The organism is Thalassomonas sp. RHCl1, assembly GCF_947387555.1.
In the GTDB taxonomy this organism is placed as follows: Bacteria; Pseudomonadota; Gammaproteobacteria; order Enterobacterales; family Alteromonadaceae; genus Thalassomonas.
This window is the reverse complement of record NZ_CANDNZ010000007.1, coordinates 286612-309766: the sequence shown is the minus strand read 5'-3', so window position 1 is coordinate 309766 and position 23155 is coordinate 286612. Positions and strand designations below refer to the sequence as shown.

The following is a 23155-nucleotide window of genomic DNA, read 5'->3' as shown; positions in this document are numbered from 1 at the left end:
GGTTAACCTCCCAGCTGCTGCAAACGTTGCCGGGCAAACTGTGAGGAGCTCATGGATAAATTCCCTGTTTCCAGCGCATAACGATAGGCACTGATGGCCTGGTCAAAGCGGCTGTTACTGTCATGGGCAACGCCAAGTCCCAGCCACCAACGGCTAAGCGTCGGCTGTGACCGGGTTAACTGCAGATAAAGTTCGCTGGCCTGCTGATAACGCCCGGTTTGCTGGGCGGCATTGGCCAGTGCCGCCAGGTAATCGTTATTTTCTGCTGCGGCTAAAACCTGCAACACCTGGTAGGCTTTTTCTTTAAGGCCCCGAGACAGGTAAATTTTTGCCTGCATCAGGCGAAATTCCTGATTATCCGGCGCCAGGCTGATGCCCTGTGCCAGGACGTTGATCGCCGCCTGATATGCCTGGCGGCCGAACCACAGCGCCGCCAATTGTTTACGCCCTTGCTCGTGGCCGGGCTGAAGCAGCAGAATATCTTCAAGTAATTCTTCCGCCAGCGCCAGCTGCTTGCTGTTAATGGCCTGCTCCGCCTGTAGCCACTTTTGCCTCACCAGCTCATCGGCACTGACTTTTTTGCGGGATATTGCCAGCCTGGGGGGCTCTGCTTTAAGTTCAGGCTCAAGTCCTGCTGTTTTGACGGCAGGCTTTTGACTGGCTAAAGGCTCTTGCTTGGCTGAAGGCTCTTGCCCCGTTGAAGACTCCACCTGCACTAAAGCTTGCTTTGCAGCCAAAGGAAGTTCTTCTGTCAAACCTGCCTTAGCAACTACAGCTTGTGCTTGCGTTAGCATGGTTTCCTCAGCCGAAGAATTAATCGCTTTCAGTGCTGCTTTAGTACCTGAAGAGTCTTGCTTGGCTGATAACTCCCTGGAGGCTAACGGCTCTGCACTTTTTAAACTCTCCTCAGCAACCGAAGGCTCTTTAGATGCTGAAGGCTTTGCGCTTGTCAACTCTTGCGAAGTGACGGGCACTTGTTGCGCCAAAGTTTGCTTTAACAGCTGGTTTTCATTAGACAATTGCCAAAGAAAAAAAACAACACCACAACTTATCAGGGTCAGTAACACCGCCAGCACTGAATTTCTGGAACTTGAGGGCACCTTAGCCGCGACAACGGCAGAAGCAGTGAGCGCCGCCGATGCCTGCTGATCTTGCCCTTGCTTTTGCCGCTCCCTTTGCTGTAAATCATTTAACATCTGATTGATAACACTCAAGCGCCTGCTCCAAAAATAAAATAACCTAAAAACAACGCCGCTAGCACCGAAACACTTGCCACCATCAAATAAGCACGGTTGCTGCTGTCAACCGATTCAGTATCCTTGATTGCCGCCTGCAGCTGTTTACCGGTTAACTGATAAGAGCCCTGCCCATACCCCAGCATCAGCATCTTATGGCATAAAACATTTACCAGGCGCGGAATGCCTTGGCTAACCCGGGCAATTTTCCGGCTAAGGGCGGCGGGAAATAACTCCGCCCCTTTATAACCCGCTACGGTTAACCTGTGCTGGATATACTGCTCCACCTCGGTCGCATCCATGGCTCTTAAGCGATAGGAGAAAGTGATCCTTTGTCTAAGCTGGCGAAAATGCGCTTCACCAAGACGCTGATCCAATTCCGGCTGGGCGAACAATACCACCTGCAATAGTTTTCGGCTTTCGGTCTCCAAATTAGTAAACAAACGCAGTGCTTCCAGGCTTTCCGACGGCAGTGCCTGGGCCTCATCTAAAATCAGCACCACAGAATGTCCCTGCCGGTGCAGCTCCAGCAAGCGCTCCTGAATACGTTGGGTCAACAATTGCACCGACATCCGCTGTGCCTGTTTTACCCCCAACTCTACCGCCACCGCCCGGCGCAATTCATCCGGCTTCAAATAAGGGTTGGGAATATAGGCAGTCACAAAATGTTCGGGCAACTCATTCAGCAGCTTGCGGCATAACAAGGTTTTGCCGGTGCCGACTTCTCCCACCAGCTTGATAAAACCTTCACCGGTTTTCAAAGCGGTCAACAGCACCGCCAATGCTTCATTATGAGGCTGCAACCCCAGATAAAAGCTGGTATTCGGGGTTAAGGTGAAAGGCAGCTCAGTTAAGCCAAAATGATAAAGATACATAACTCCCCCTGATTATTGCCCCAACAGCTCTAACTGCCCGCACCAACACGGCCTCTTGCCCATTTATCAGGATTTCTCTTCTGGAAACCATTGTTTTAGCAGAGATCTGGCATCTTCTAACTGGTTATGCCAAGTATCCTGCCCGATAACGATAGGTTTTAGCATGATCACCAACTCTTTTTTCTGGCTCGCCTTACTTTTATTTTTAAACACTTCCCCCAAAATAGGCAGATCCCCCAGCAGCGGAGTTTTTGATTCGAGGTCGGTTTTTTGGGTTTCAATTAAGCCGCCGATCACCACGATTTCTCCGGATTTGGCCTTCACTATGGTATCTGACTCCCGGACACTGCTTTGCGCCAGCGGCAAAACATAATCCCCTTCACTTAAGGTGATAACTTTTACCTGCTCTTCAATCACAGTAACCGAGGGATGGACATGTAAAATCACTTCGCCGCTGCCGTCAATTTGCGGCGTAACATCCAGGGCAATACCGCCAAAAAAGGAGGTTAATTCAACTTCCGGCGATGTTGTGGTGGTTGAGCCGGTAGAGGTAGTATTGCTGGATAACCCGGTGACAAAAAATTCGTCTTCGCCAACCTTGATCACCGCCTTCTGGTTATTGGTGGCGGTAATACGCGGGCTGGATAATACCTGGACATTGCCCTGGGTAGATAATAAAGATATGACACCATTAAAGTCAGCATTAACAAAAGATAGACTGGTCACCCCGCCTATGGCTTTGGAAATAACATTGCCGGCAATCCTTTCCCCTGAGCCATTGGTACTGGTGGAAAAGTTGAGATCTGTACTGCCAATATGACCAACAACGTTTTGCCAGTTAATACCCTGCTGGAAATCATCATTGAGGGTGACTTCCATGATTTTCGCTTCGATAATTACCTGGCGTCTTAAGCGGTCCTGACTGTCGTTGATAAAGTCTTTCACCGCCTTGATTTCATCCGGCAAAGCGCGCACCGTCACCAGCCCGGCATGAGGAGAGATAAACACAGATCTGTCTTCCCCTTCACCAATCAACATCTGCAGGGTTTGTTCAAGTTCGGTCCAAAAATCCGAGCTGCTTTGCGTTTCGATATTAATACCGCTGCCGCCCTGGTTGTTGCGGTTATTATTGTTGTTGTCCGAGTCATCGTTATTATTCGAGGTATTATTGCTGGAATTATTATTGTTATTGCCGCTGCCCTCGACATTTTCCGAAACCCCGCCGGAATTGATCTGGGTACTGGATCGGCCAAAACGTTTCACGAATAAATAATTTAACGGAATCGTTTCGGTGCGGATCCCCGCCGGAAAAACCTGGATAATTTTGCCCTGGCGGTTGATATCAAAACCGTAAAGCTGCTCCAGCACTTCCAGCACTTCATCCAGGGTGACTCCTTTAAGATTAAGGGTAATATTGCCGGAGACCCCGGGATGCACGGCAACGCTGTATTGGGAATCATCGACGATGGCGGCAAAAAACTCCGCCGCCGGAATCTGATTGGCGGCAATTTCCAGGCGTTTTTCTGCCAACAGGCTCTGTTTTCCCTGCTCCAGCCCCTGCGCCATCAACTCCTGGTTGACAATATCAGGTACCTGCTGCAGCGGTTTGGGCGCTTTGAGTTCAGCACTTTCACTGATGGCTTGCTCTAACGCCTGGTTGATCTCTGTTGGCGCCTCAGGCACCGACTGGCAACCCAACAGCAGCACAGAGCAGATAAGCGATGATATTTTTAACTGTTTCATTCGATAAATTCTTTTCATTTTTGTTTTTTTACTTCGCCGGAAAACTCTGCGCCCGAAAGCTCTTTACCAGAAGGCTCTCTACCAGAAAGCTCTTTACCCGAAAATATGGCGCCGGAAAATAAGGATAACTCAAGCTGATTTTCTGCGGACTTTAACAGTACCGAAGAAGACCTGATTTCAACCACCCGATATTCATTGATGCTGTCCCCCTGGCTCACCACTTCACCATTAATCACCGCTTTATGTGCCTGCTGTTTGCGGATAATGGACTGCAGTACAATATCACCTTTACTTTTTATCGCAGCAGCCGTCTGCCCCGGCACAAGGGGCCGGGTAGGATCTGCCCCCTGCCAGGCAAACACGGGAAGCGATAACAGAATACATAATAAAACTAACGTCAATCTAAACACCGAGAAAAGCCCTCTTGGTACTCAGACTATAAATTTCTACCTCCAGCTCACTGCTGGGATACTCGACTAAACGGTAATCAAAATCTTGCCAGAAAAAACGCCAGGAGAGTTTTTCCATTTGCGCCAGATAATCCCGCAGCTGAAAATACCCCCCCTGAAGTTTCAACTTAATGCCATGGCGATACAAGGTCATGGCTTTAAGAGGGCTATAGCTTTCCGCCTCCAGACTATTTTTTTGTTTACTGCCTGATGCTGGTGCTGAAACTTGTGTTGCCGGCTCCTCAGTTGCCGGGGCTGAAATCAATTCCCTCGGCGGGATCAGTTCAAACGAAAGTAATTGGATCTCAGGCTGCATTGCCAGTAAGTCGATAAGTGCAAAACGCATTTGCACCGGGTCGATCAAATCTGAGGTTAAGGTCAATAACTGCTGATCGGCGGCTAACAGTTCTTGTTCGTATTGCTCCAGCTGTTGCTTCAAGGCAATATTGGGATCCCGCTTTAACGCCTGCTGCAAACCGGAAACCGACTCGCTTAATCCCTTATTTGATGAGGTCAACTGCTGCTTTTGCTGTTGCAGGTTGCGCACCGCCACCAGGTTTTTATCTATGGCCAGGGTAAAAAAGGTAAAAACAATCAACACAGTGCCGGTTAACAGGATCAACAGCTGCTCCCTTTGGCTCAGGGATAAAAACTTTTCACTTAACTGCTGCCATTGCTGCATTATTTTTGCCCCATCAGAGAAAGTAAACTGGCTTTTTTCACCCCGTCCGCGGGTTTATCATCCCCCCGGGCCGCCATAGTGGCCGAAGTGCTGACCTTAAATTTCAGGTACTGCTCCTGCTCAGGGTCTTGCTCCAGGCTGAAATCAGAAAAAACCTGGCCGGATAAAACACTCGATTGTTCAAAATTGGCCAGCCACTGCGGTACCGCCTGGGCAGAGCGGGTCATGCCCTCAAAGCTTATCTGTTTACCGGCGATGCTGATATGCTCTAAACTGATATCCGCACTATGAAACTTGGCCAGTTCAGTCATGGCCCCGGAAAAACCGGCAACATAACTGCCGGAAACATCCGTTAACTGCCCGTGCAAATCTTGTTTATTGGCAACGATAAGTTTCATGGTCTCGAGTTTAGCCAATAGCAGCGAATCCGGTTTGTGCCGGGTAATGTCCTGCTCTAACTTTTCCAGTAATTTTGTCTGTTTATTCTTTTCTGTATTCAATTGCCCGACCTCGGCCTTCACCTGAGTTAAGCTATAATCACTGCTATACCACCAGCTCAACATCAAGAACAAGACCACAGTCCACAGCGCCAGCACCCGGTTTAAGGTGACCAGGGCTTTTGGCGGCAATAATTCCGGCTGTAACAGGTTAATACCGGTTTTTATCGCCATCAGGAAACTCCCCGGCGTTCGGCTAAAATCGCTCCCCGGGCCGCAGATTTTTCACGCGGCACCGTGTCTTCCACGGCTAGCAGAGTAACCGGCACATTGGTATTTTCACCGAGTTTTTCCGCCAGAAACGCCTCCTGCGCCATTGGCAACATTAAACGAATATGTTTAATCGGTGCCTGTTTTAGCTGACGTTCAAAAAAGTCACTCGACCTTTGAATTTCCAGGCTCAGGGCGTCAACCACCCCCGCCTGTAATTCAAGCTCAGAGCGCTTGGCAATCTCACTAAAGCCGCGTAAGCGGCGATGAAAATAAATTTGCCCCTGCTTGATAATTAACAACACGATTTCTTCATGGGGCTGCTGGCATACCAGCAAACTGGCATCTTCTTCCGGCGGCAACAGGGCGCTAAAGGCAAATTCTTCGGTAATAATGCTTTTTAAACGCAGGCGTTTCTCCTGCAGCAGGGCCACCATTTCCTTCAACACAGACTGGCGCGCGCACACGACATTAATTTTTTGCGGGCTGTTCGGCAGCTGCGGTGCATCGAAATAATCCAGCACCATATCTTCGGGAGGAAAAGTGACTAAATCTTTTACCTGCCACTTTAAGGCCGCATTAATCTCATCGGGAGGCACCTGGGGTTTATCCAGCTGTACCACCTGGTAAAACTGAGACGACAATACCAGATGGCAATCCCCTTTGAGGGAGCCGTCCTCGGCAAGCTTCATCAGACCAAGCTGGTAATTATTATCAATTAAAGGGATTTCCTGCGCCTTAGGCGCTGAATTTTCAGGAAAATAGCAAAATACCAAGGCATCCTGGCGTAAGCTGATACCAAGCTGGTGATGAGATTCTTTTTTTACAAAGAATTTTGTTAATGAGTTAATAACTGGCATTTATCAATATTATTATTGCTATTGGCATGATGCTATAATCCATTATCGTCTATTCATCTCGCGGCGCAAGCTTTTTAATTTTAAAAAACAAAGCTTAACAGATCAAAATCAAGACCTGACACCGGGTATTATACTATTTATGCAAACTCACTCTCCTTTACAAACTATACAACACCCGCTCTTTGCAAAACATAAGCTGGAGGTAAAAATTAAACGGGATGACTTGATCCACCCGATTATTTCCGGCAATAAATGGCGTAAACTCAAATATAACCTTAGCTTTGCCCAAGAGCAGGGATTTAAAGGCGCACTCAGTTTTGGCGGCAGTTACTCCAACCATATCCATGCCCTGGCTTTTGCCTGTTACCAGCAGCAACTTCCCTGTCGGGGCATCATCCGCGGTGAAAACCAATATGCGGCCAATTGCACCTTAAGCCAGGCAAAAAATTGGGGCATGGAACTCACCTTTGTCGATCGCCAGACCTACCGCTTACGCCATGACGAGGCTTACCTGCAAGAGCTGCAAGCCTTATACCCGGATTATTTTATTATTCCCGAAGGAGGCAGTAACGAACTGGCCTTGCCCGGTGTCGGGGAAGTGATAACAGAATTAAATGAGCAAACCGATTTTGATACCTTAATGACCCCGGTAGGCAGCGGCGGTACTCTGGCCGGCTTAATTGCCGCCGATAACAACCAGCATCAACTGCTGGGAGTAGCGGTATTAAAACAGCAAGATTACCTGATACAGGAAGTTAACCGGCTATTAGGGAGCAGTGCCGAGCAGCAGCATAACTGGCAAATATTAAACACCTTTCACCGCGGCGGATATGCCAGGTTCTGCGAACAGGATTGCCAGCGAATCTTAGCCTTCAACCGACACACCGGCATCACCTTTGAACCGGTTTATTCCGGTAAAATGTTGCTGGCCTTGTTAGATTTAATCGAACAAGAATATTTCCCGCCGGGACATAAAATCGTGCTCTTGCATACCGGGGGCTTACAGGGCTTAGGCGGATTGGCAGAGCGTGGCCTGATTGAGCATAAGGACTGGCCAGTGCCTTCTTTTGAAGGAAATATCTAGCTTATCAAGGATATATAAGCAAAAATACTTCCACATATAAACCCGGCTCATTCAAATCCATTTGACCGCAGGATTGCTTGCAGGGAGGCAAGTAGTTAACTTATGCCGGGAGCTGATAAGTTGAAATACATCCATGTATAAACCCAGCTCATTCAAATCCATTTGAACGCTGAATTGCTTGCAGGGAGGCAAGTACTTAACTTATGCCGGGAGCTGATAAGTTGAAATACATCCATGTATAAAAAAACACCGCCTTGTTGCCAGGGCGGTGTTTTTATTAATTTTAATGGTTACCGGCTTATTCCTGAGAATCAGCCCGTTAACCGGTAAAATTAAGCTTCAGCGATAACAATTACTTTGATGCTGGTATCAACATCATTGTGTAAGTGAATAGCGATATCGAATTCACCAGTTTCGCGGATAGTACCTAAAGGTAAACGTACTTCAGCTTTAGCTACTTCAACACCGGCTTCGGTGATGGCGTCAGCAATGTCACGAGTACCGATAGAACCGAATAACTTACCTTCGTCACCGGCTTTAGAAGCGATAGTCACTTCAGCTAATTCAGTAACTTTAGCAGCACGAGCTTCAGCAGCTTTTAATACTTCAGCAAGTTTCTTTTCTAAGTCTGCACGACGCGCTTCAAAATGTTCAACATTTTCTTTAGAAGCGAAAACTGCTTTACCTTTTGGTAATAAGAAGTTACGAGCATAACCTGATTTTACGGTAACTTTGTCACCAAGACCGCCTAATTTGGCGATTTTATCTAGAAGAATTACTTCCATTATAAACCCCTTATTAGCTTACTTATGTAAATCGGTGTATGGTAAAAGTGCTAAGTAACGAGCACGCTTGATCGCACGACCAAGTTGACGTTGGTATTTAGCATTAGTACCGGTAATACGGCTAGGAACAATTTTACCACTTTCAGTGATATAGTTTTTCAGCGTAGCGATATCTTTGTAATCGATAGAGCTAACGCCTTCCGCTGTGAAGCGGCAGAACTTACGACGTCTAAAAAAACGAGACATGGATTTCTCCTAATTAATCATTTCAATCTGTTGGGCATGTAATACCAAAAGCGGATTACCGTTTCTGGATTCATGGCGGTTGATAAAACCACTCACTTTTATATTACTGCCTGCAGTTAAATCACGAGTTAAGTGTTGTGACCATTCCCCGGTTGCCACTACCTGCATCCTGACAAATGCCTGCCGGTTCAAACCGGCTTCGTTTTGTATAGAGCGATGCTCTATCGAAAACTGACAATGATGAATGCCTGCCGGGCTGGTTGATAATTTAGGGGCCTTAACCACCTGCCCTATCAACACCAGGTTATTTTCAATCACAGACGACTATTATTCGCCGGCAGCTTCTTCTGTTTTTTCAACAGCAGCTGGGGCTTCAGCAACGTCTTTCTTAACTTCGCTGCGCTCTTCGCGACGGTCGTCACGACGCTCTTCTTTGGCAGTAGCCATAGCAGAAGCTTCGGTAACGGCAGTTTTAGTGCGCATGATCATGTTACGGATGATGACATCGTTATAACGGAAAGATGTTTCTAGTTCATCAATAACTACTTGAGGCGCTTCAATGTTCATCAGAACATAGTGAGCTTTGTGTAGTTTGTTGATTGGGTATGCTAATTGGCGACGTCCCCAGTCTTCAAGACGGTGGATTTTACCTTCGGCACCATTGATAAGATCAGTATAACGCTGGATCATACCTGGTACTTGTTCACTCTGATCAGGGTGAACCATAAATACGATTTCGTAATGACGCATTACGAGCTCCTTACGGTTGTAGCCTTATACCTGGCTCAGCCAACACCAGCATTAAGGCAAGGAACAAAAAATTCTAGGGCTGAATTAAGGTCGCGTATTGTAGGGAAAACAGGCTAAAAAGGCAAGCTGCGGCCAGAGGTATTTTGCTTTTAATTCATTTTTACCCGGCTATTGGCTTATTTTACCCGGACTGGCGGGCAAAATAACGCCGCTTTTCCGGGGAGCGATTTTGAAATTAACCCGGCTAACTGCTAAACCTATAGATACCTGTGCCTAAAGGGAGTTAGCGCCATGTCCTTGTCTGTCCTGAACCGTATCGCAAACCTGACTATCAAACGCAAGTTACACCTGTTATTTTTCCTGATCCTCGCCAGTATCTTGATACTTGGCTTAACCGGGCAGTATTTTCAACATAAAATCGACACCCTGGCAACAATAAAAAGCCAGGTGCAAGATCTGCAGTTATTACAACTGCAGCTGCGCAGAAATGAAAAAGATTTCCTGATGCGCTTTGATGCCAAGTATCCGAAACGTTTTACCGGCAATTACCAGACATTAACCACCGGCTTATCCCAGCTGAGCGGGCAGCTATCCCGGGAAGGTATCGACTATAATACCGATAACTTTAGCCAGTTGATGCAAAGTTATCAGCACCACTTTAATACCCTGGTACAGGCCTATTTCAAAAAAGGCATAGCAAAAGATAAAGGCCTGTATGGCGAATTACGCGCCAAAAGCCACGAATTAGAACAGCGTTTTATCGATAACAATCACCAGCTCAATTATCTGACTTTGCTGAAAATCAGGCGCAGTGAAAAAGATTATATGATGCGTCTGGAGCAAAGATATGCCGACCAGCATGCCCAACTATCCGGGCAGCTAAAGCAAGCCCTGAAAAATGACAACCGTTCGTTGTTGCTACTCGATAGCTATAGCCAATTGTTTAGCGCTTTTTCTGCCCTGACCGCCCAAATAGGGTTAGATGAAAACAGCGGCTTGAGAGGGGAATTACGGCAAAGTGTCCACCTGGCGGAGCAGGAACTTAAAGCCCTGTCTGCAACCATCATCCAGGCCAGTTTAGCAAAAACCAACAGCAGCTACCTGAGCGCTATCATCCTATTTGTCCTGATCACCCTGGCGCTGGCCACTGCCATTTTTTATATGATCCGCACCATATTAACCCCAATTAATTACTTTATCGAAGACATCAATACCATTAAAACCAGCAAAGAAATGAGCTTAAGGGCAAGAAAAATCCGCGATGATGAAATCGGCGGTTTTGTCGATGTCTTCAATGACTTTATGAACTTTACCAACAAGGTATTACAACAGGTCAAACAACTCTCCAATGTCACTTTTGATGTGCAAAACAATGCCGAGCAAATTTGCGGCCACCTGAGTCAGCAAATGGGCCAAAGTGAAATGGTCGCCTCGGCAGCCACCCAGCTCGAAGCATCCGCCAATGAGATCGCCGTCAATACCAGCGATACCGCAGAGTCTGTCGCCAATGCCAATGAGTTTGTCAAACAAGGCCAGGAGAAACTCAAACAGGCAAGCGAGATGATCAGCCAGTTATCCGATAAGTTAGTGCACTCAGATCAACAGATAAATACCCTGAATGAAAAAAGCACCGGCATTTCAGATGTGATCGAAGTGATTCGCAGCATTGCCGAACAAACGAATTTACTGGCCCTTAACGCGGCTATCGAGGCGGCCCGCGCCGGCGAGCAGGGCCGGGGATTTTCTGTGGTGGCCGACGAAGTGCGGATGCTTGCCAACCGCACCCAGGAATCAACCGAGCAAATTTCACAGATCATCAATGAATTGCAGCAATTTACCCAAATCATTGTCACCGATACCCAAAGTTGCAAGCAAGCAGGTATCAACAGCTTACAGAGCATCAACAGCACCAGCGATATCCTGGGGCAGGTGGTGGAAAAAATGAACCTGGTTAATCAAAAAAGCGCCAGCATCGCCACCGCGGTAGAAGAGCAAACCCAGGTGATGCATGAGGTTTCACAGAGCATAGTGCAGATCAAAGACTTTACCGAGCAGGTAAGCACACATTCAGAAAGTAACCTGCTTTCCTGTAAGGATGTCAATGAACAAACCCGGGGCTTGTTAAGCTTATCCGCCCATTAATAATAAAGCCCCTAAAACAACAGCGCAGGCTTAAGCCTGCGCTGAAAAACCTTGCCTGTTATGCTTTGTCTACAGCCGACGCTGCCTGACCATCTCGAACAAACAAATCCCGGTAGCCACCGAGACATTCAGGCTCGACACGCTGCCCGCCATCGGCAGCTTCACCAGCTCATCGCAATTTTCCCGGGTTAAACGGCGCATGCCTTTACCTTCGGCCCCCATCACCAGCGCCATAGGGCCGGATAATTTAACATCATAAAGGCATTTGTCGGTTTCCCCCGCCGTCCCTATGATCCAAATCCCCATCTGCTGCAGGCTTTTCATGGTACGGGCCAGGTTGGTGACCTGCACCAAAGGCACACTTTCTGCGGCGCCCACGGCGACCTTACGTACCACGCCGGTTATCCGCGCGGCATTATCTTTGGGTACGATAATCGCCTGTACCCCGGCAGCATCGGCATTACGTAAACAGGCACCTAAATTATGAGGGTCGGTGACTCCGTCGAGGATCAGCAAAAATGCCTGCTCCCCTTTAGCATCTGCCCGGGACAAAATATCATCGAGATCGGCTTCTGTTAACGGTTTCTCAGCCTTAACCCGCGCCAATACCCCCTGGTGCTGCTCGCCGCTGCTTTTATCGTCAAGCACCTTACGCTGGACGAACTGGGCGTTAATGCCGTATTTACGGGCGAGATTAATCACCGGCATCAAACGTTCATCGTCACGGCCTTTTAACAGCCATAATTCTATAAAGCGCTCCGGCGCTCTTTCTATCAATGCTTTAACGGCATGAATGCCAAAAACGAGTTCTTCTTGTTTCGCCATGATCTTTGTTTACCTAACTAAATACTGTTAACCGGGTTTATTTCACTTTCTTGCGGGCATTTTTTCCGGGTCTTGATTTTCTCGCCTTACGCTTGGCCGCCTTAGACTTTTCTTTTTTCACCTTCTCTTTTTTAGCGCCTTTTGTCTTTGCTGTGCTTTTACCTTTGACCGGCTTATCGCTTGTTTTGCCTTTGCCGGGGGCTGATTTCGTGCCCGCCTCGGCGTTAGCACGGCTTTTAGCCGGGGATTTTCCCGAGCGCCTGCCGCGAAGCGGTTTTGCCCGGCTCAGCACCGCATGCTCACCGGATAATACCAGGTCAATTTTTTTCTCATCCAGGTTCACGGCGGCCACTTTCACTTCCACCACATCTCCGACATGGTATTTAGCGCCGGTATTTTCTCCGGTCAGCGACATGCGGATATCATCGTAATGATAATAGTCATGCCCCAGGGAAGTGATATGTACTAAGCCTTCGATATGCAGCTCGCTTAAGCGGACAAAAAGACCAAAGTTGGTTACTGTGGCTATCACCCCGGTAAAAGTATCACCGACGTGATCCTGCATAAATTCACATTTTAACCAGTCGCTGACATCCCGTGTGGCGTCGTCGGCGCGCCGCTCAGTCATGGAACAGTGTTCGCCAAGCTCAATCACAGCCTCCACCGGATAAGCGTAACAGCCGATGTTCACGATGTCGTCTTTCTGTCCCTGCAAAATGGCTTTTATCACCCTGTGGATCACAAGATCCGGGTAGCGACGTATCGGCGAGGTGAAATGGGCATAAGAAGCCAGAGCCAGGCCAAAATGGCCGACATTATCACTTTGATAAACTGCCTGTTTCATCGAGCGCAATAACATGGTCTGGATCAGCTCCTGATCCGGCCTTCCGGCGACTTTTTCCAGGATCCGGGAATAATCCGCCGGTTCCGGCTGCTCCCTGGCAGGCACTTCAATACCAAGCTCACCAAGATAACTGATAAAGTTTTTATACTTATCTTCACTCGGTTTGTCATGCACCCTGAACAGGCCCGGCACCTGATGCTTTTCCACAAATTTCGCGGTAGCGACATTGGCCAGGATCATACATTCTTCGATGATCTTATGGGCGTCATTGCGTACCACTTCCTCGACCGCTTCAATTTTACGCTGGGCATTAAAGATAAACCGGGATTCATTGGTTTCAAAGGCAATGGCGCCGCGCTTGTTTCTGGCCTCGGTGAGGGCATGATACATCTGATGCAGGTTTTCCAAATCTCCCACCAAGGCGGCGTATTGCTCGCGCAGCTCCTTATCGCCGTCAAGTATCGCCGCTACCTTGGTATAGGTAAAACGGGCATGGGAGCGCATCAGCGCCGGATAAAACTTAGCCCCAGATAACTTGCCCTTGGCGCTGACCGTCATTTCACACACCATACACAGGCGGTCAACATCCGGGTTTAGTGAACATAAGCCGTTGGAGAGTTTTTCCGGCAGCATAGGGATCACCTGGCTGGGAAAATAGACCGAGTTGCCCCGGCTGATAGCCTCATCGTCTAACGCCGAACCGGGACGCACATAATAGCTGACATCGGCAATCGCCACCCACAGGCGCCAGCCGCCGCTTTTTTTCTTTTCACAATACACGGCATCGTCAAAGTCACGGGCGTCTTCACCGTCTATGGTCACTAAGGGTAAATCGCGCAGGTCGATACGGCCTGCTTTGGCCTTGGCATCCACTTCTTCCTGCAAAGGCTCAATTTCATCCAGCACCGCCTGGGACCACTGGTGCGGCAAATCATGCTCGCGCAGGGCAATTTCGATTTCCATGCCCGGCGCCATATGGTCCCCTAACACTTCCACCACCTTACCGACGGCATTGGCCCGCCTGCTCGGCCGATGAATAATTTCCACCACCACCATCTGGCCATGACGGGCACCGTGCTTTTCATCCGGAGAGATCAAGATATCTTGCTTGATGCGGGTATCGTCCGGCACCACACAGGCAATGTTATGTTCAACAAAAAAACGCCCAACAATACCGGCTTTTCTCGGCTCGACCACATTGAGGATACGCACCTCTTTGCGGCCTTTTTTATCCAGGCGCTCGATCAAGATAGCTTCAACGATATCGCCGTGGAAAACCCTTTGCATTTCATGGGAGGAAATATAGTAGTCTTTGCCGCCGCTGTCGGGGGCAAAAAAACCATAGCCGTCCCTGTGGCCGATGACCTTACCCGTCAAGACACTGTCTTTAGGGGCGAGTACATATTGTTTGAATTTATTAAAAAATAACTGGCCGCTGTTTTCCATCGCCCGCAAACGGCGTTTCAGCCCTATCTGCTGTTCATCTTGGTGATAATTGAGGGCTTTACACAGGGCTTTAAAGGTATAGGGGGAAGGTGCTTTTTCAATTATGGAGAGCAAGAGTTCTCTGCTTGCTACCGGATTTTCGTATTTTTCAGCTTCTCGCTTCGAAAAGGGATCTTTATGTGTCACAGGCTAGGGTCGTTGGTTTTTTGTCTAGTATATCCCAGAATAGCATTCAAATACATCAACTAGAGATAAACTGACAGTTTCACCTCACCCTGAGGTTTACTGTTAAAAGCAAGGACCTTGGCGTGCTTATGGCAAATCACCGGCAGTACAGCTGACTAGCGACAAGATTAATAAACCGACTTTTTCGCCGCCCGCACCACATGTTCAGGCATTTTCTCCGCCAGCTGTGCCAGCAGTTTACTGATTTTTTTATGCTGCTTTTTATCATCCGTCACCGAATGGTGCAGCTGGGAATAGAGCATAGGATAATCAAGCGGACTGCCAAAGCCCTGGTGATAAATGTCCGCCAGCCGCATCTGGGCCTTAAGGTTATTTTGCGAGGCCGCCACGCGCAGAAAAACAATAGCCTTTTCAATATCTACCTGCATAAACTTGCCGATATGATAATAGCGCCCCAGTTGCTCCAGCGCTTCCGCCAGCCCCTGATCCGCCGCTTCCCGCATGTAATGCAGACCTAATTCAATATTTTTATCGACACACACCCCATAGGCAAGCATATCCCCCCACAGGAACTGATAGGAAGGCATTTCCGCCTTGATCGCCCGCGCTTCGATATCTTGTACCAGCTGGCATTCATCCAATACCACCTGGCCCAAGTGTTTATTTTCTTTGATCAAATCAAGCAATTGATCATCGGTATAAACCTGAACCGCCTGTAAATTCTGTGCCTGGGCCATACCGGCCAGGGAAAGCATCATTAAAACTATCAAGTAGCGCATATATTTCCTGCTTATTTTCCAGCAATCATTCCTGCCAATACACAGGAATAGCGTGATCTTATTTGCTGCTTATTACTAAGCAACCTTGCCTCTGTTAATTATCGGCCAATAACCCAATAAGTTAAGGGTCGGCTTAGCAGATAACTCCTAAAAGGCGAAGGTACTCACTCTTTTTAATATTTCTAAAGCAATTTCAGTACCAGAAATTAGTCAATATTATGCCATTTGGCTAGCTTACTCCTAAAATTTTAAGCGCTAAAAGTTTAGGCAAAGTTTGCTTGCCAAAAAGTCATAAAAAAACCACAATGCCGGTAAAGCTCAGTATTAACAAAGTTTCAGTTTCAGCTATGCCCGATTTACAACAATTAATTGAGAACTCCAGAGTTAATGAAAGCATAGCGAACAAGCTGTTTGAAATTGAAACCGAAATCCTGGCCTGCCAGTCCAGCCAGGAACTGCTGCAGCGCCTGCTGGAGTTGATCAAGGAAAAGTTTACCTTAACAGGTATTAGCCTGTTACTGGCCGAACCTACCCCCATCAGTTATCTGCTCGGGGTCAAACTACAGTCTAGCTGGCACCAGCAAAACAGCCGCCAGGTAAGCGCGGAAACACTTAAAGCGTTTCATCCCGACAGCAAACCTTTACTCTGCAATGAACTGGACTCGCTGAAACCTGCTTTACCTCAGTCTTTACTGGCAGGTGCCGAGTCTGTAGCCCTAATCCCGTTAAGGCTGGAAAATAAACTCTTTGCCAGTTTATTGTTTACCGACTGTGATAAAAACCGCTTCCATCCCGCGCTGGGCACTTTACATTTAGAGCAGCTAGGGGTCAAAGCCAGCTTATGCCTGTCCAATGCCCTTATTCGCGATCAACTTGAATATATGGCCCATTACGACAGGCTTACCGGGGTCGCCAACCGCCGCTTAATGGAAAGCACGATTTCTGAAGAACTGGTGCGGCAACGACGCTACGGCGTACCTTTTTCCCTGCTGTTTATTGACTGTAATAAGTTCAAGCAAATCAACGATACCTATGGCCATGATTGCGGCGATAAGGTACTGACCTATGTGGCGGATCAGCTCAGGGAGCTGATCCGGGAAAATGATCATTGTTTCCGTTATGCCGGTGATGAATTCGTGATCACCCTGGCGGGCCAGAGCTACCAGGAAGCCCGGGCGGTGGCCAAGCGCCTGATGGCATTTTTCCAAAATAACCCTATGCCCTACCAGGAGCAGAAATTGGCGGTTACCATCAGCTGCGGCGTCGCCCAAAGCAAAGGGCAGGAAAACATGGACGAGCTGTTAAAAGCTGCCGACCAGGACCTGTACCGGATAAAATCAGCTCAACCAAGCTAGACTAAACCCCTAATATCACTCCTTTTTTAACTCCTTGCTCTTTACCTCGGCAGAAAATTGCAAATTCGCCCATCTTAAGCTTATATAAATAATAACATTGGAAAACCGGCGCTCTCGCCAACCGATTGCAGGCTGTTGGCCGGCCCTTCTCACCCCATGGAAGTATGCTGCGCTTTTTTACCTGTTAGTTTTCAACTGAGCTTATATGCAATAAAACTGACGTAACATGATAACGATAAAAAAAATTTCAGAATTATCCGTCGGGCATTACGTCGTTGCCATCGCCGAACAAACAGGTCAGTTTACCCTGACCCAGCCCGACTATATCAAAAGCAAACTGGTGATCCGTAACCTCAGTAAAAAAGGCGTGTTATCGGTTAAGGTTGATATCAGTAAAAGTCTGGATATCAAAAAAAACAACCAAAACGTAGAGACAGCTGTCGACTACCCGATAGCACCTTTTCCCCAGACGCCGGTGATACGGGATCTTAACAAGGCGCGCAAACTGTTTAACGAATCAAAAGAAATACAACAGCAGGTGATCACGGATGTGCAAAACGGCCGCCAGCTTGATTTGCGTCCGGTGGCGAATATTACCGGCGAGACCATGGAGGCGATCATGAAAGATCCCGATGCCCTGGCCTGCGTGATCAACATCCGGGAAAAAGATGCCTATTTACTCGAACATTCGATTTCGGTATCGGTATTAATCACTATCTTCGCCCGCTATTTAGGCTTTAAAAAGAAAATTATTCACCAGCTGGCCATAGGGGCTTTTCTGCACGATGTCGGCAAAATCAAGATCCCGGATAATGTTTTGAATAAACCGGCAAAACTAAGCCATGACGAATTCGAGCTGATGAAAACCCATGTTAATCACTCCATCAAAATTGTCAAAAACCTGCCCGGGATCAGTAATGCCGCTTTGTCCGTGGTCGCCCTGCACCATGAAAAACTTACCGGCAATGGCTATCCGCTGCAGCTAAACGCTGAAAAAATATCCAGGTACGGGCGGATGATCACCATCTGCGACATTTTTGATGCCTTAACCGCCGACCGGGTATATAAAGAAGGTTACTGCCATGTCAAAGCCTTCAGCATATTACGTAAACTGGCCCAGCAAAATGAACTCGACCGGCCGCTGGTGGATCAATTTATCAAGTGTATGGGGATTTATCCGGTCGGTACCCTGGTAGAGCTGAACTCACATCGCTTAGCCATAGTTGACGGCCGCAACCAGGAAGATCCCATCCGTCCCAAAGTGCGTTCGTTTTATAATGTCGAACATCAGCATTATATGATGACGGAGGACATAGATCTGGCCGTCAATGAAGACTATATCGTCAAAGGAGTCAGGGCGGACGATTTTAATCTGGATATGAATAAAATCGTCGAATTCCTGCTGATGGAAGGCTAAGTTTGCCGGTAGCAAGCTTAGCGGTCAAAAGCTGTCTACTGCCTGAAATCTATACCGCTTTGGGCGGCAAAATAACTGAATAGGGTATATACAGCGGTGGTTTGCTTAAGATCTTCGGCGTTGACCTTATCCAGGGTATCATTTTCGGTATGGTGGTAATCAAAATAAGCTAAGCCGTCCGGCGAAAAATTAATGCTCGGCATACCGGCATCGCTTAACAGCCCCATATCCGACTGTGCCCGGGCGTTATTTTCCGGCGACAAGGATACACCCAGAGGAGCCAGATAGCCGGCCAGTTCACGTACGCCGTTGAGGGCGCTTGCACCAACCCCGGGAGTCATCTGGTAAATTCGGCCGCTGCCAAAGTCCCACTCGGCTCCTATCATATGTTTGTCCATGTCATTTTTATGCCTTTTCACATAATCTTTCGCCCCCAATAAGCCGATTTCTTCCGCGGCAAAAAGGATGACCCTGATGCTGCGCTTGGGCCGTTTCGGCAGCTTGGCAATATAATGGGCGGCTGATAACACCATGCCTATGCCTAAACCGTCATCCAGAGCGCCGGTACCGACATCCCAGCTGTCCAGGTGTGCGCCGATCACTACCACTTCGTTTGGTTTTTCACTGCCGGTAATTTCACCGATCACATTTGCCGACTTCACCAATTGTTTTTCCCGGCTTGAACTCATATTCAAGTGAAAACTCACCGGCTTGCCGCGCTTCAGCTGGTTCACCAGCAAATCGGCATCCGGGTTAGACAAGGCCGCCGCCGGGATTTGTTTGACCCCGTCTTTATAACGCATCAAGCCGGTATGGGCGGTGCGGTTATTATCTGTACCGACAGAGCGCATGATCAGGGCAAGCGCGCCTTTTTCAGCGGCGATGCTGGCACCGACAACCCTGGTACCTACTGCGGCGCCATAACCATGCCCGTCGATATGGCGTTCCATACGATAAGAGACAAAGGCAATTTTTCCATCCAGGCTGCCGGGCTTGGCGGCTTTTAACGCATCCAGGGTAGCAAAATGCGCCACAGGCGCCGTAATGCCGTCGCTTGACGTGCCGACACTGCCGCCAAGGGCCAATATCGTCATTTTTTGCGGATAAGGGGCAACAATTTTTGCCTGCGCTTCCCCGCGCAGCCATAACTCATTGCTGATTTCTTCGGTCCAGACTTTATCAAACCCCAGGGCCTTCATTTTCTCCTGCGCCCAGATCACTGCTTTTTCATCCCCCGGCGTGCCCATCATGCGGTTACCCACTTCCGTGGTTAACGACTCAATCAGCTGATAAGACAAATCGGAATTTAACGTGGTATCTTTTAGTTGCTTTAACTCTTCCTGCTCTGCAGCCGATAAGGAAGCTGCCTGACTCAGGGGGGCAAGCAAAGTGGCGGCACTGACAAGCGCCATAAAACCTAGTGTTTTAACGAACATGGGGGACCTCTTATTAGTAAGGGGCTCTATGGTAATGGAAAGAATCACCGGGGGTAAAGCAAAGTTTTAGCAGATAAAGAATAAGGGGGTGTTGCAAGAATATTGCTACACCCCCTTCTTAAGCTTTAGATAAGTTTAACCAGGTTAAGGCAAAAACCGTTAAGCGGCATCATTCACGGCATTCACCACGGCCTGCCTTTTGATTGCCCGGGTTTTAGCCCGCTGACTCTTACCTCTGTCCCTAAGCACCAGCAAACAAGGAGTCAATACCAGGGTTAATACCGTGGCAAATGCCAGGCCGCCGGCAACCGCCGTAGCCAGCTGTGTCCACCACTGGGTTGAAGGTGCGCCGACAACCGCAGTACGTGCGAAGAAGTCGAGGTTAACCTGCAACACCATAGGCAATAACCCCAGAATAGTGGTCACTGTGGTCAGGGCCACGGGACGAAGACGCTGGGCACCGGTGCGTAAAATCGCATCTATGGCATTATAACCCTCTCTTCTAAGCACATTATAGGTATCGATAAGCACGATATTATTGTTCACTACGATACCCGCCAGAGAAATAACGCCAATCCCCCCCATCACGATACCGAAAGGTTTCTGGGCCAGTAACAGGGCCAAAAAGACCCCGACGGTTGAGAAGATCACCGCACTGAGAATTAAAAATGCCTGGTAGAAACTGTTGAACTGGGTCACCAGGATGATCGCCATCACGAACAGGGCAATACCAAAGGCTTTCATCAAAAAGTCCTGGGATTCCTGCTGATCCTGGTTTTGCCCTTTTACATTGATCTCAACGCTGGGATCTATGCCCAAACCGGGAAATGCCTGCTGCAACTTAGGCAATTCTTTTATCAGCTGCTTGCCCGGCATCAGGTTTGCCTGCACGGTCACAACACGCTTGCCGTCTACCCGGCGGATGGTATCGACTTTTTCCGCCGCCTTGCGGCTGACAAAACTGCCGATGGGCACCAGGCCTTCACTGGTTTTTAACCGTAAGGAATCCAGGCGGCTGATATTACGTTTTTCCAGCGGGTAACGCACCCGGATATCGAGCTCATCATCAACATCATCCGGACGGTATTCCCCGAGCTTAAGGCCGTTGGTCACCATTTGCACTGTGGTCCCCACCAGGGCGGCATCGGCGCCGTAAGTGGCGGCCAGGTTCCGGTCGACATCCAGCTGCCATTCGATACCCGGTTTGGAGCCAGAGTCTTCGATATCGGTGAAGCTGCCGCTTTCTACTAAGCCCTGGCGGATAAGGCCCACAGATTGCTGTAGCTTCTCTGGAAAACGCGAGCTGAGTTCAATTTTTAAATCTTTGCCGCTTTGCGGGCCGTCTTCATTTTTCCTGACTTCAATTTCAACCCCCGCCAGGTCTTGGGTGCGCTGGTGGATTTCTTCTATAATGGCATCCGCCGGGCGCCTGAACTGCCAGTTGGTAAAGTTCACCTGGAAGCTGCCCACCTGATCATTACCGCCGGTACGGGTATATAAGGTGCGGATTTCCGTCATATCCAGGATACGATCTTCTATCGACACCATAATGGCATCCTTTTCCTTAATCGACAGATCGCCGTGGGAGCGCACCACCATAGTGGCGCTATTGGGTTCGATATCCGGGAAGAAAATCGCTCCCAGCCCCGAGTTGGCGTAAAGCATCATCACAGTGATCGCTATGGCAATAGTACCGAGTACAACCTTCCACGGATGATGAATCGCCTTGGTTAACAGGCGCACATATTTGCCGGTGAAACCGGTGAGTTTACTTAAGTCTCCCTGCTCCGCCTGTTTTACCTGTGCCTGTTCTGCGGCGCTGATCACACGGGCCTTACCGAACACTGTGCCTAAAGTCGGCACAAAAACCAATGCCATCGCCAGCGATGCCGTTAATACCGCTATCAGGGTAAAGGGCAGATATTTCATAAACTCCCCCATCATGCCCGGCCAAAACATCAAGGGAGCAAAGGCGGCCAGCGTGGTCGCGGTAGAGGCAATAATGGGCCAGGCCATGCGTTTGGCCGCCTGGCCATAGGCTTCTTTTCTGGGCACCCCTTCATTCATTTGCCGGTCGGCAAATTCCGTCACCACTATGGCGCCGTCCACTAACATGCCGACGGCCATAATCAAACCGAATAACACCACGATATTGACCGTCATACCGGCAATAGCAATCACCAGGATACCGGTGAGGAAAGCACCTGGAATGGCCAGTCCCACCAGCATAGCGGTACGGCCGCCCAGGGCGGCGATAACGACGATAACCACCAGTAACACGGCAGAGAAAACATTGTTTTGCAGATCTGTCAGGGTATCTTTAACGTCTTTGGACTGATCGCCGATATAGTCCACGTTCACCTGCTCGGGCCAACGCAAACGTTGCTCTTCGATCAGTACTTTAACCTTATCGACGGTATCGATAATATTTTCACCGGAGCGCTTTTTCACTTCCAGCGAAATGGAACGATCACCGTTCAACCGGGCGAAACTGCTGGGGTCTTTATAAGCACGACGCACTTGTGCGACATCCTGGAAAGTGATCACCCGATCGCCGGAGGTTTTTATCGGCAACTCCAATAAATCCTGGATATTTTCAAAAACCGAAGGCACCTTGATCGCAAAACGGCCTTTACCGTTATCCATGGTACCGGCAGGCACTAAGCGGTTATTACGCTCCACCAGGTTATAAATATCATTTTGATCCAGGCCGTAGCTTTCCATCAGCAAGGGATCGACGATGATTTCCAGCATATCCTCGCGGTCGCCGCCGATATCCACTTCCAACACTTCCTGCATGCCTTCAATTTTATCTTTGACGTCCCGGGCCAGGGTCAGCAAACCGCGCTCGGTCACGGGGCCGGATAAGATCACCGTCACCGCCGCCACCTGGTTGGCCATAGTCACTTCATGTACTTCCGGCTCTTCGGTTTCCGAAGGCAGTTTGGCCTTGGCCAGGGTAACTTTATCCCGTACGTCCGCCAGCGCCTCTTTTGGATCTAAACCGGCAATAAACTCCAGGTTAATGGAGGCATGCCCTTCGCTGGCATTCGATTTCATTTCCTTGATGCCGGCAATGGACTTTAATTCATTTTCCATCGGCCGTACCAGCATGCGTTCTGCATCTTCCGGTGAAATACCGTCATGTACGATAGAGACATAAATATTGGGGATAGTGATATCCGGATTCGATTCTTTGGCGATATTGGCATAAGTCACCGCCCCGGAAATCAATAATAATAAAAAGATCATCAGCACCGAGCGGGTGCGGGCCAGAGCCGCTTCTATGATAGCTAACATAAAACCTCC

At 48.7% G+C, this 23155-nt stretch carries 20 protein-coding genes; 4 read left to right on the top strand and 16 right to left on the bottom strand.

Annotation, left to right across the window (positions count from 1 at the left end; translation table 11 throughout):
• Positions 1-2: 2 nt before the first annotated feature.
• From QL234_RS20360 to QL234_RS20330, 7 genes are all read right to left on the bottom strand, one after another.
• Complete coding sequence (locus tag QL234_RS20360; RefSeq protein WP_281559611.1) at positions 3-1214, bottom strand: tetratricopeptide repeat protein; 1212 nt, start codon at positions 1212-1214, stop codon at positions 3-5.
• Positions 1211-2110, bottom strand: coding sequence for an AAA family ATPase (locus QL234_RS20355; protein ID WP_281559610.1), 900 nt, complete (start codon positions 2108-2110; stop codon positions 1211-1213). The genes QL234_RS20360 and QL234_RS20355 overlap by 4 nt, the downstream gene beginning before the upstream one ends.
• Positions 2111-2176: 66 nt before the next feature.
• Positions 2177-3853, bottom strand: a complete 1677-nt coding sequence (gene mshL, locus QL234_RS20350; protein ID WP_281559609.1) for a pilus (MSHA type) biogenesis protein MshL — start codon at positions 3851-3853, stop codon at positions 2177-2179.
• A gap of 14 nt (positions 3854-3867) precedes the next feature.
• On the bottom strand, positions 3868-4254 hold the full coding sequence (locus QL234_RS20345) for a hypothetical protein (RefSeq protein WP_281559608.1): 387 nt from the start codon (positions 4252-4254) through the stop codon (positions 3868-3870).
• Between the two features lies 1 nt (position 4255).
• Positions 4256-4984, bottom strand: coding sequence for a hypothetical protein (locus QL234_RS20340; RefSeq protein ID WP_281559607.1), 729 nt, complete (start codon positions 4982-4984; stop codon positions 4256-4258).
• Positions 4984-5655 (bottom strand): PilN domain-containing protein, encoded by a 672-nt coding sequence (locus QL234_RS20335; protein ID WP_281559606.1) that lies wholly within the window; start codon positions 5653-5655, stop codon positions 4984-4986. The genes QL234_RS20340 and QL234_RS20335 overlap by 1 nt, the downstream gene beginning before the upstream one ends.
• Positions 5655-6551 carry a hypothetical protein gene (locus QL234_RS20330; protein WP_281559605.1) on the bottom strand — a complete coding sequence of 299 codons (897 nt, stop codon included), beginning with the start codon at positions 6549-6551 and terminating at the stop codon, positions 5655-5657. The genes QL234_RS20335 and QL234_RS20330 overlap by 1 nt, the downstream gene beginning before the upstream one ends.
• Positions 6552-6690: 139 nt before the next feature.
• On the opposite strand from QL234_RS20330, the gene QL234_RS20325 reads away from it, so the two are divergent.
• The gene (locus QL234_RS20325; RefSeq protein WP_281559604.1) at positions 6691-7635 is read left to right on the top strand and encodes a pyridoxal-phosphate dependent enzyme; all 945 of its coding nucleotides are present in this window, start codon (positions 6691-6693) and stop codon (positions 7633-7635) included.
• A gap of 332 nt (positions 7636-7967) precedes the next feature.
• Here the strand turns inward: QL234_RS20325 and rplI are convergent, their stop codons facing one another.
• The 4 genes from rplI to rpsF are packed head-to-tail and all read right to left on the bottom strand — an operon-like array spanning position 7968 to position 9416.
• On the bottom strand, positions 7968-8420 hold the full coding sequence (gene rplI, locus QL234_RS20320; RefSeq protein WP_044830531.1) for a 50S ribosomal protein L9: 453 nt from the start codon (positions 8418-8420) through the stop codon (positions 7968-7970).
• A gap of 18 nt (positions 8421-8438) precedes the next feature.
• Positions 8439-8666, bottom strand: coding sequence for a 30S ribosomal protein S18 (gene rpsR, locus QL234_RS20315; protein WP_044830532.1), 228 nt, complete (start codon positions 8664-8666; stop codon positions 8439-8441).
• Between the two features lie 9 nt (positions 8667-8675).
• Complete coding sequence (priB, locus tag QL234_RS20310; RefSeq protein WP_044837997.1) at positions 8676-8984, bottom strand: primosomal replication protein N; 309 nt, start codon at positions 8982-8984, stop codon at positions 8676-8678.
• A 9-nt stretch (positions 8985-8993) separates the two neighbouring features.
• Positions 8994-9416: a 30S ribosomal protein S6 gene (gene rpsF, locus QL234_RS20305; RefSeq protein WP_281559603.1), complete on the bottom strand. Its 423-nt coding sequence runs from the start codon at positions 9414-9416 to the stop codon at positions 8994-8996.
• A gap of 291 nt (positions 9417-9707) precedes the next feature.
• Here rpsF and QL234_RS20300 point away from each other — a divergent pair, with 291 nt between their 5' ends.
• Positions 9708-11558 carry a methyl-accepting chemotaxis protein gene (locus QL234_RS20300; protein ID WP_281559602.1) on the top strand — a complete coding sequence of 617 codons (1851 nt, stop codon included), beginning with the start codon at positions 9708-9710 and terminating at the stop codon, positions 11556-11558.
• 69 nt (positions 11559-11627) lie between these two features.
• Here QL234_RS20300 and rlmB read toward each other — a convergent pair whose 3' ends face one another.
• The 3 genes from rlmB to QL234_RS20285 form a co-directional block, all read right to left on the bottom strand.
• Positions 11628-12383, bottom strand: a complete 756-nt coding sequence (rlmB, locus tag QL234_RS20295; protein WP_281559601.1) for a 23S rRNA (guanosine(2251)-2'-O)-methyltransferase RlmB — start codon at positions 12381-12383, stop codon at positions 11628-11630.
• A 37-nt stretch (positions 12384-12420) separates the two neighbouring features.
• Positions 12421-14859, bottom strand: a complete 2439-nt coding sequence (rnr, locus tag QL234_RS20290; protein ID WP_281559600.1) for a ribonuclease R — start codon at positions 14857-14859, stop codon at positions 12421-12423.
• Between the two features lie 167 nt (positions 14860-15026).
• Entirely contained in the window at positions 15027-15638 is a 612-nt protein-coding gene (locus QL234_RS20285) for a tetratricopeptide repeat protein (protein WP_281559599.1), read from the bottom strand.
• A 347-nt stretch (positions 15639-15985) separates the two neighbouring features.
• Here QL234_RS20285 and QL234_RS20280 point away from each other — a divergent pair, with 347 nt between their 5' ends.
• Together QL234_RS20280 and QL234_RS20275 are read left to right on the top strand one after the other, a co-directional pair.
• A complete protein-coding gene (locus QL234_RS20280; RefSeq protein ID WP_281559598.1) occupies positions 15986-16993 on the top strand; it encodes a DUF484 family protein in 1008 nt (335 codons plus the stop codon).
• Between the two features lie 226 nt (positions 16994-17219).
• Entirely contained in the window at positions 17220-18410 is a 1191-nt protein-coding gene (locus QL234_RS20275) for an HD-GYP domain-containing protein (protein ID WP_281559597.1), read from the top strand.
• A 35-nt stretch (positions 18411-18445) separates the two neighbouring features.
• Here QL234_RS20275 and QL234_RS20270 read toward each other — a convergent pair whose 3' ends face one another.
• On the bottom strand, positions 18446-19846 hold the full coding sequence (locus QL234_RS20270) for a M20/M25/M40 family metallo-hydrolase (RefSeq protein ID WP_281559596.1): 1401 nt from the start codon (positions 19844-19846) through the stop codon (positions 18446-18448).
• A gap of 159 nt (positions 19847-20005) precedes the next feature.
• Positions 20006-23146, bottom strand: coding sequence for an efflux RND transporter permease subunit (locus QL234_RS20265; protein ID WP_281559595.1), 3141 nt, complete (start codon positions 23144-23146; stop codon positions 20006-20008).
• Between the last annotated feature and the right edge of the window lie 9 nt (positions 23147-23155).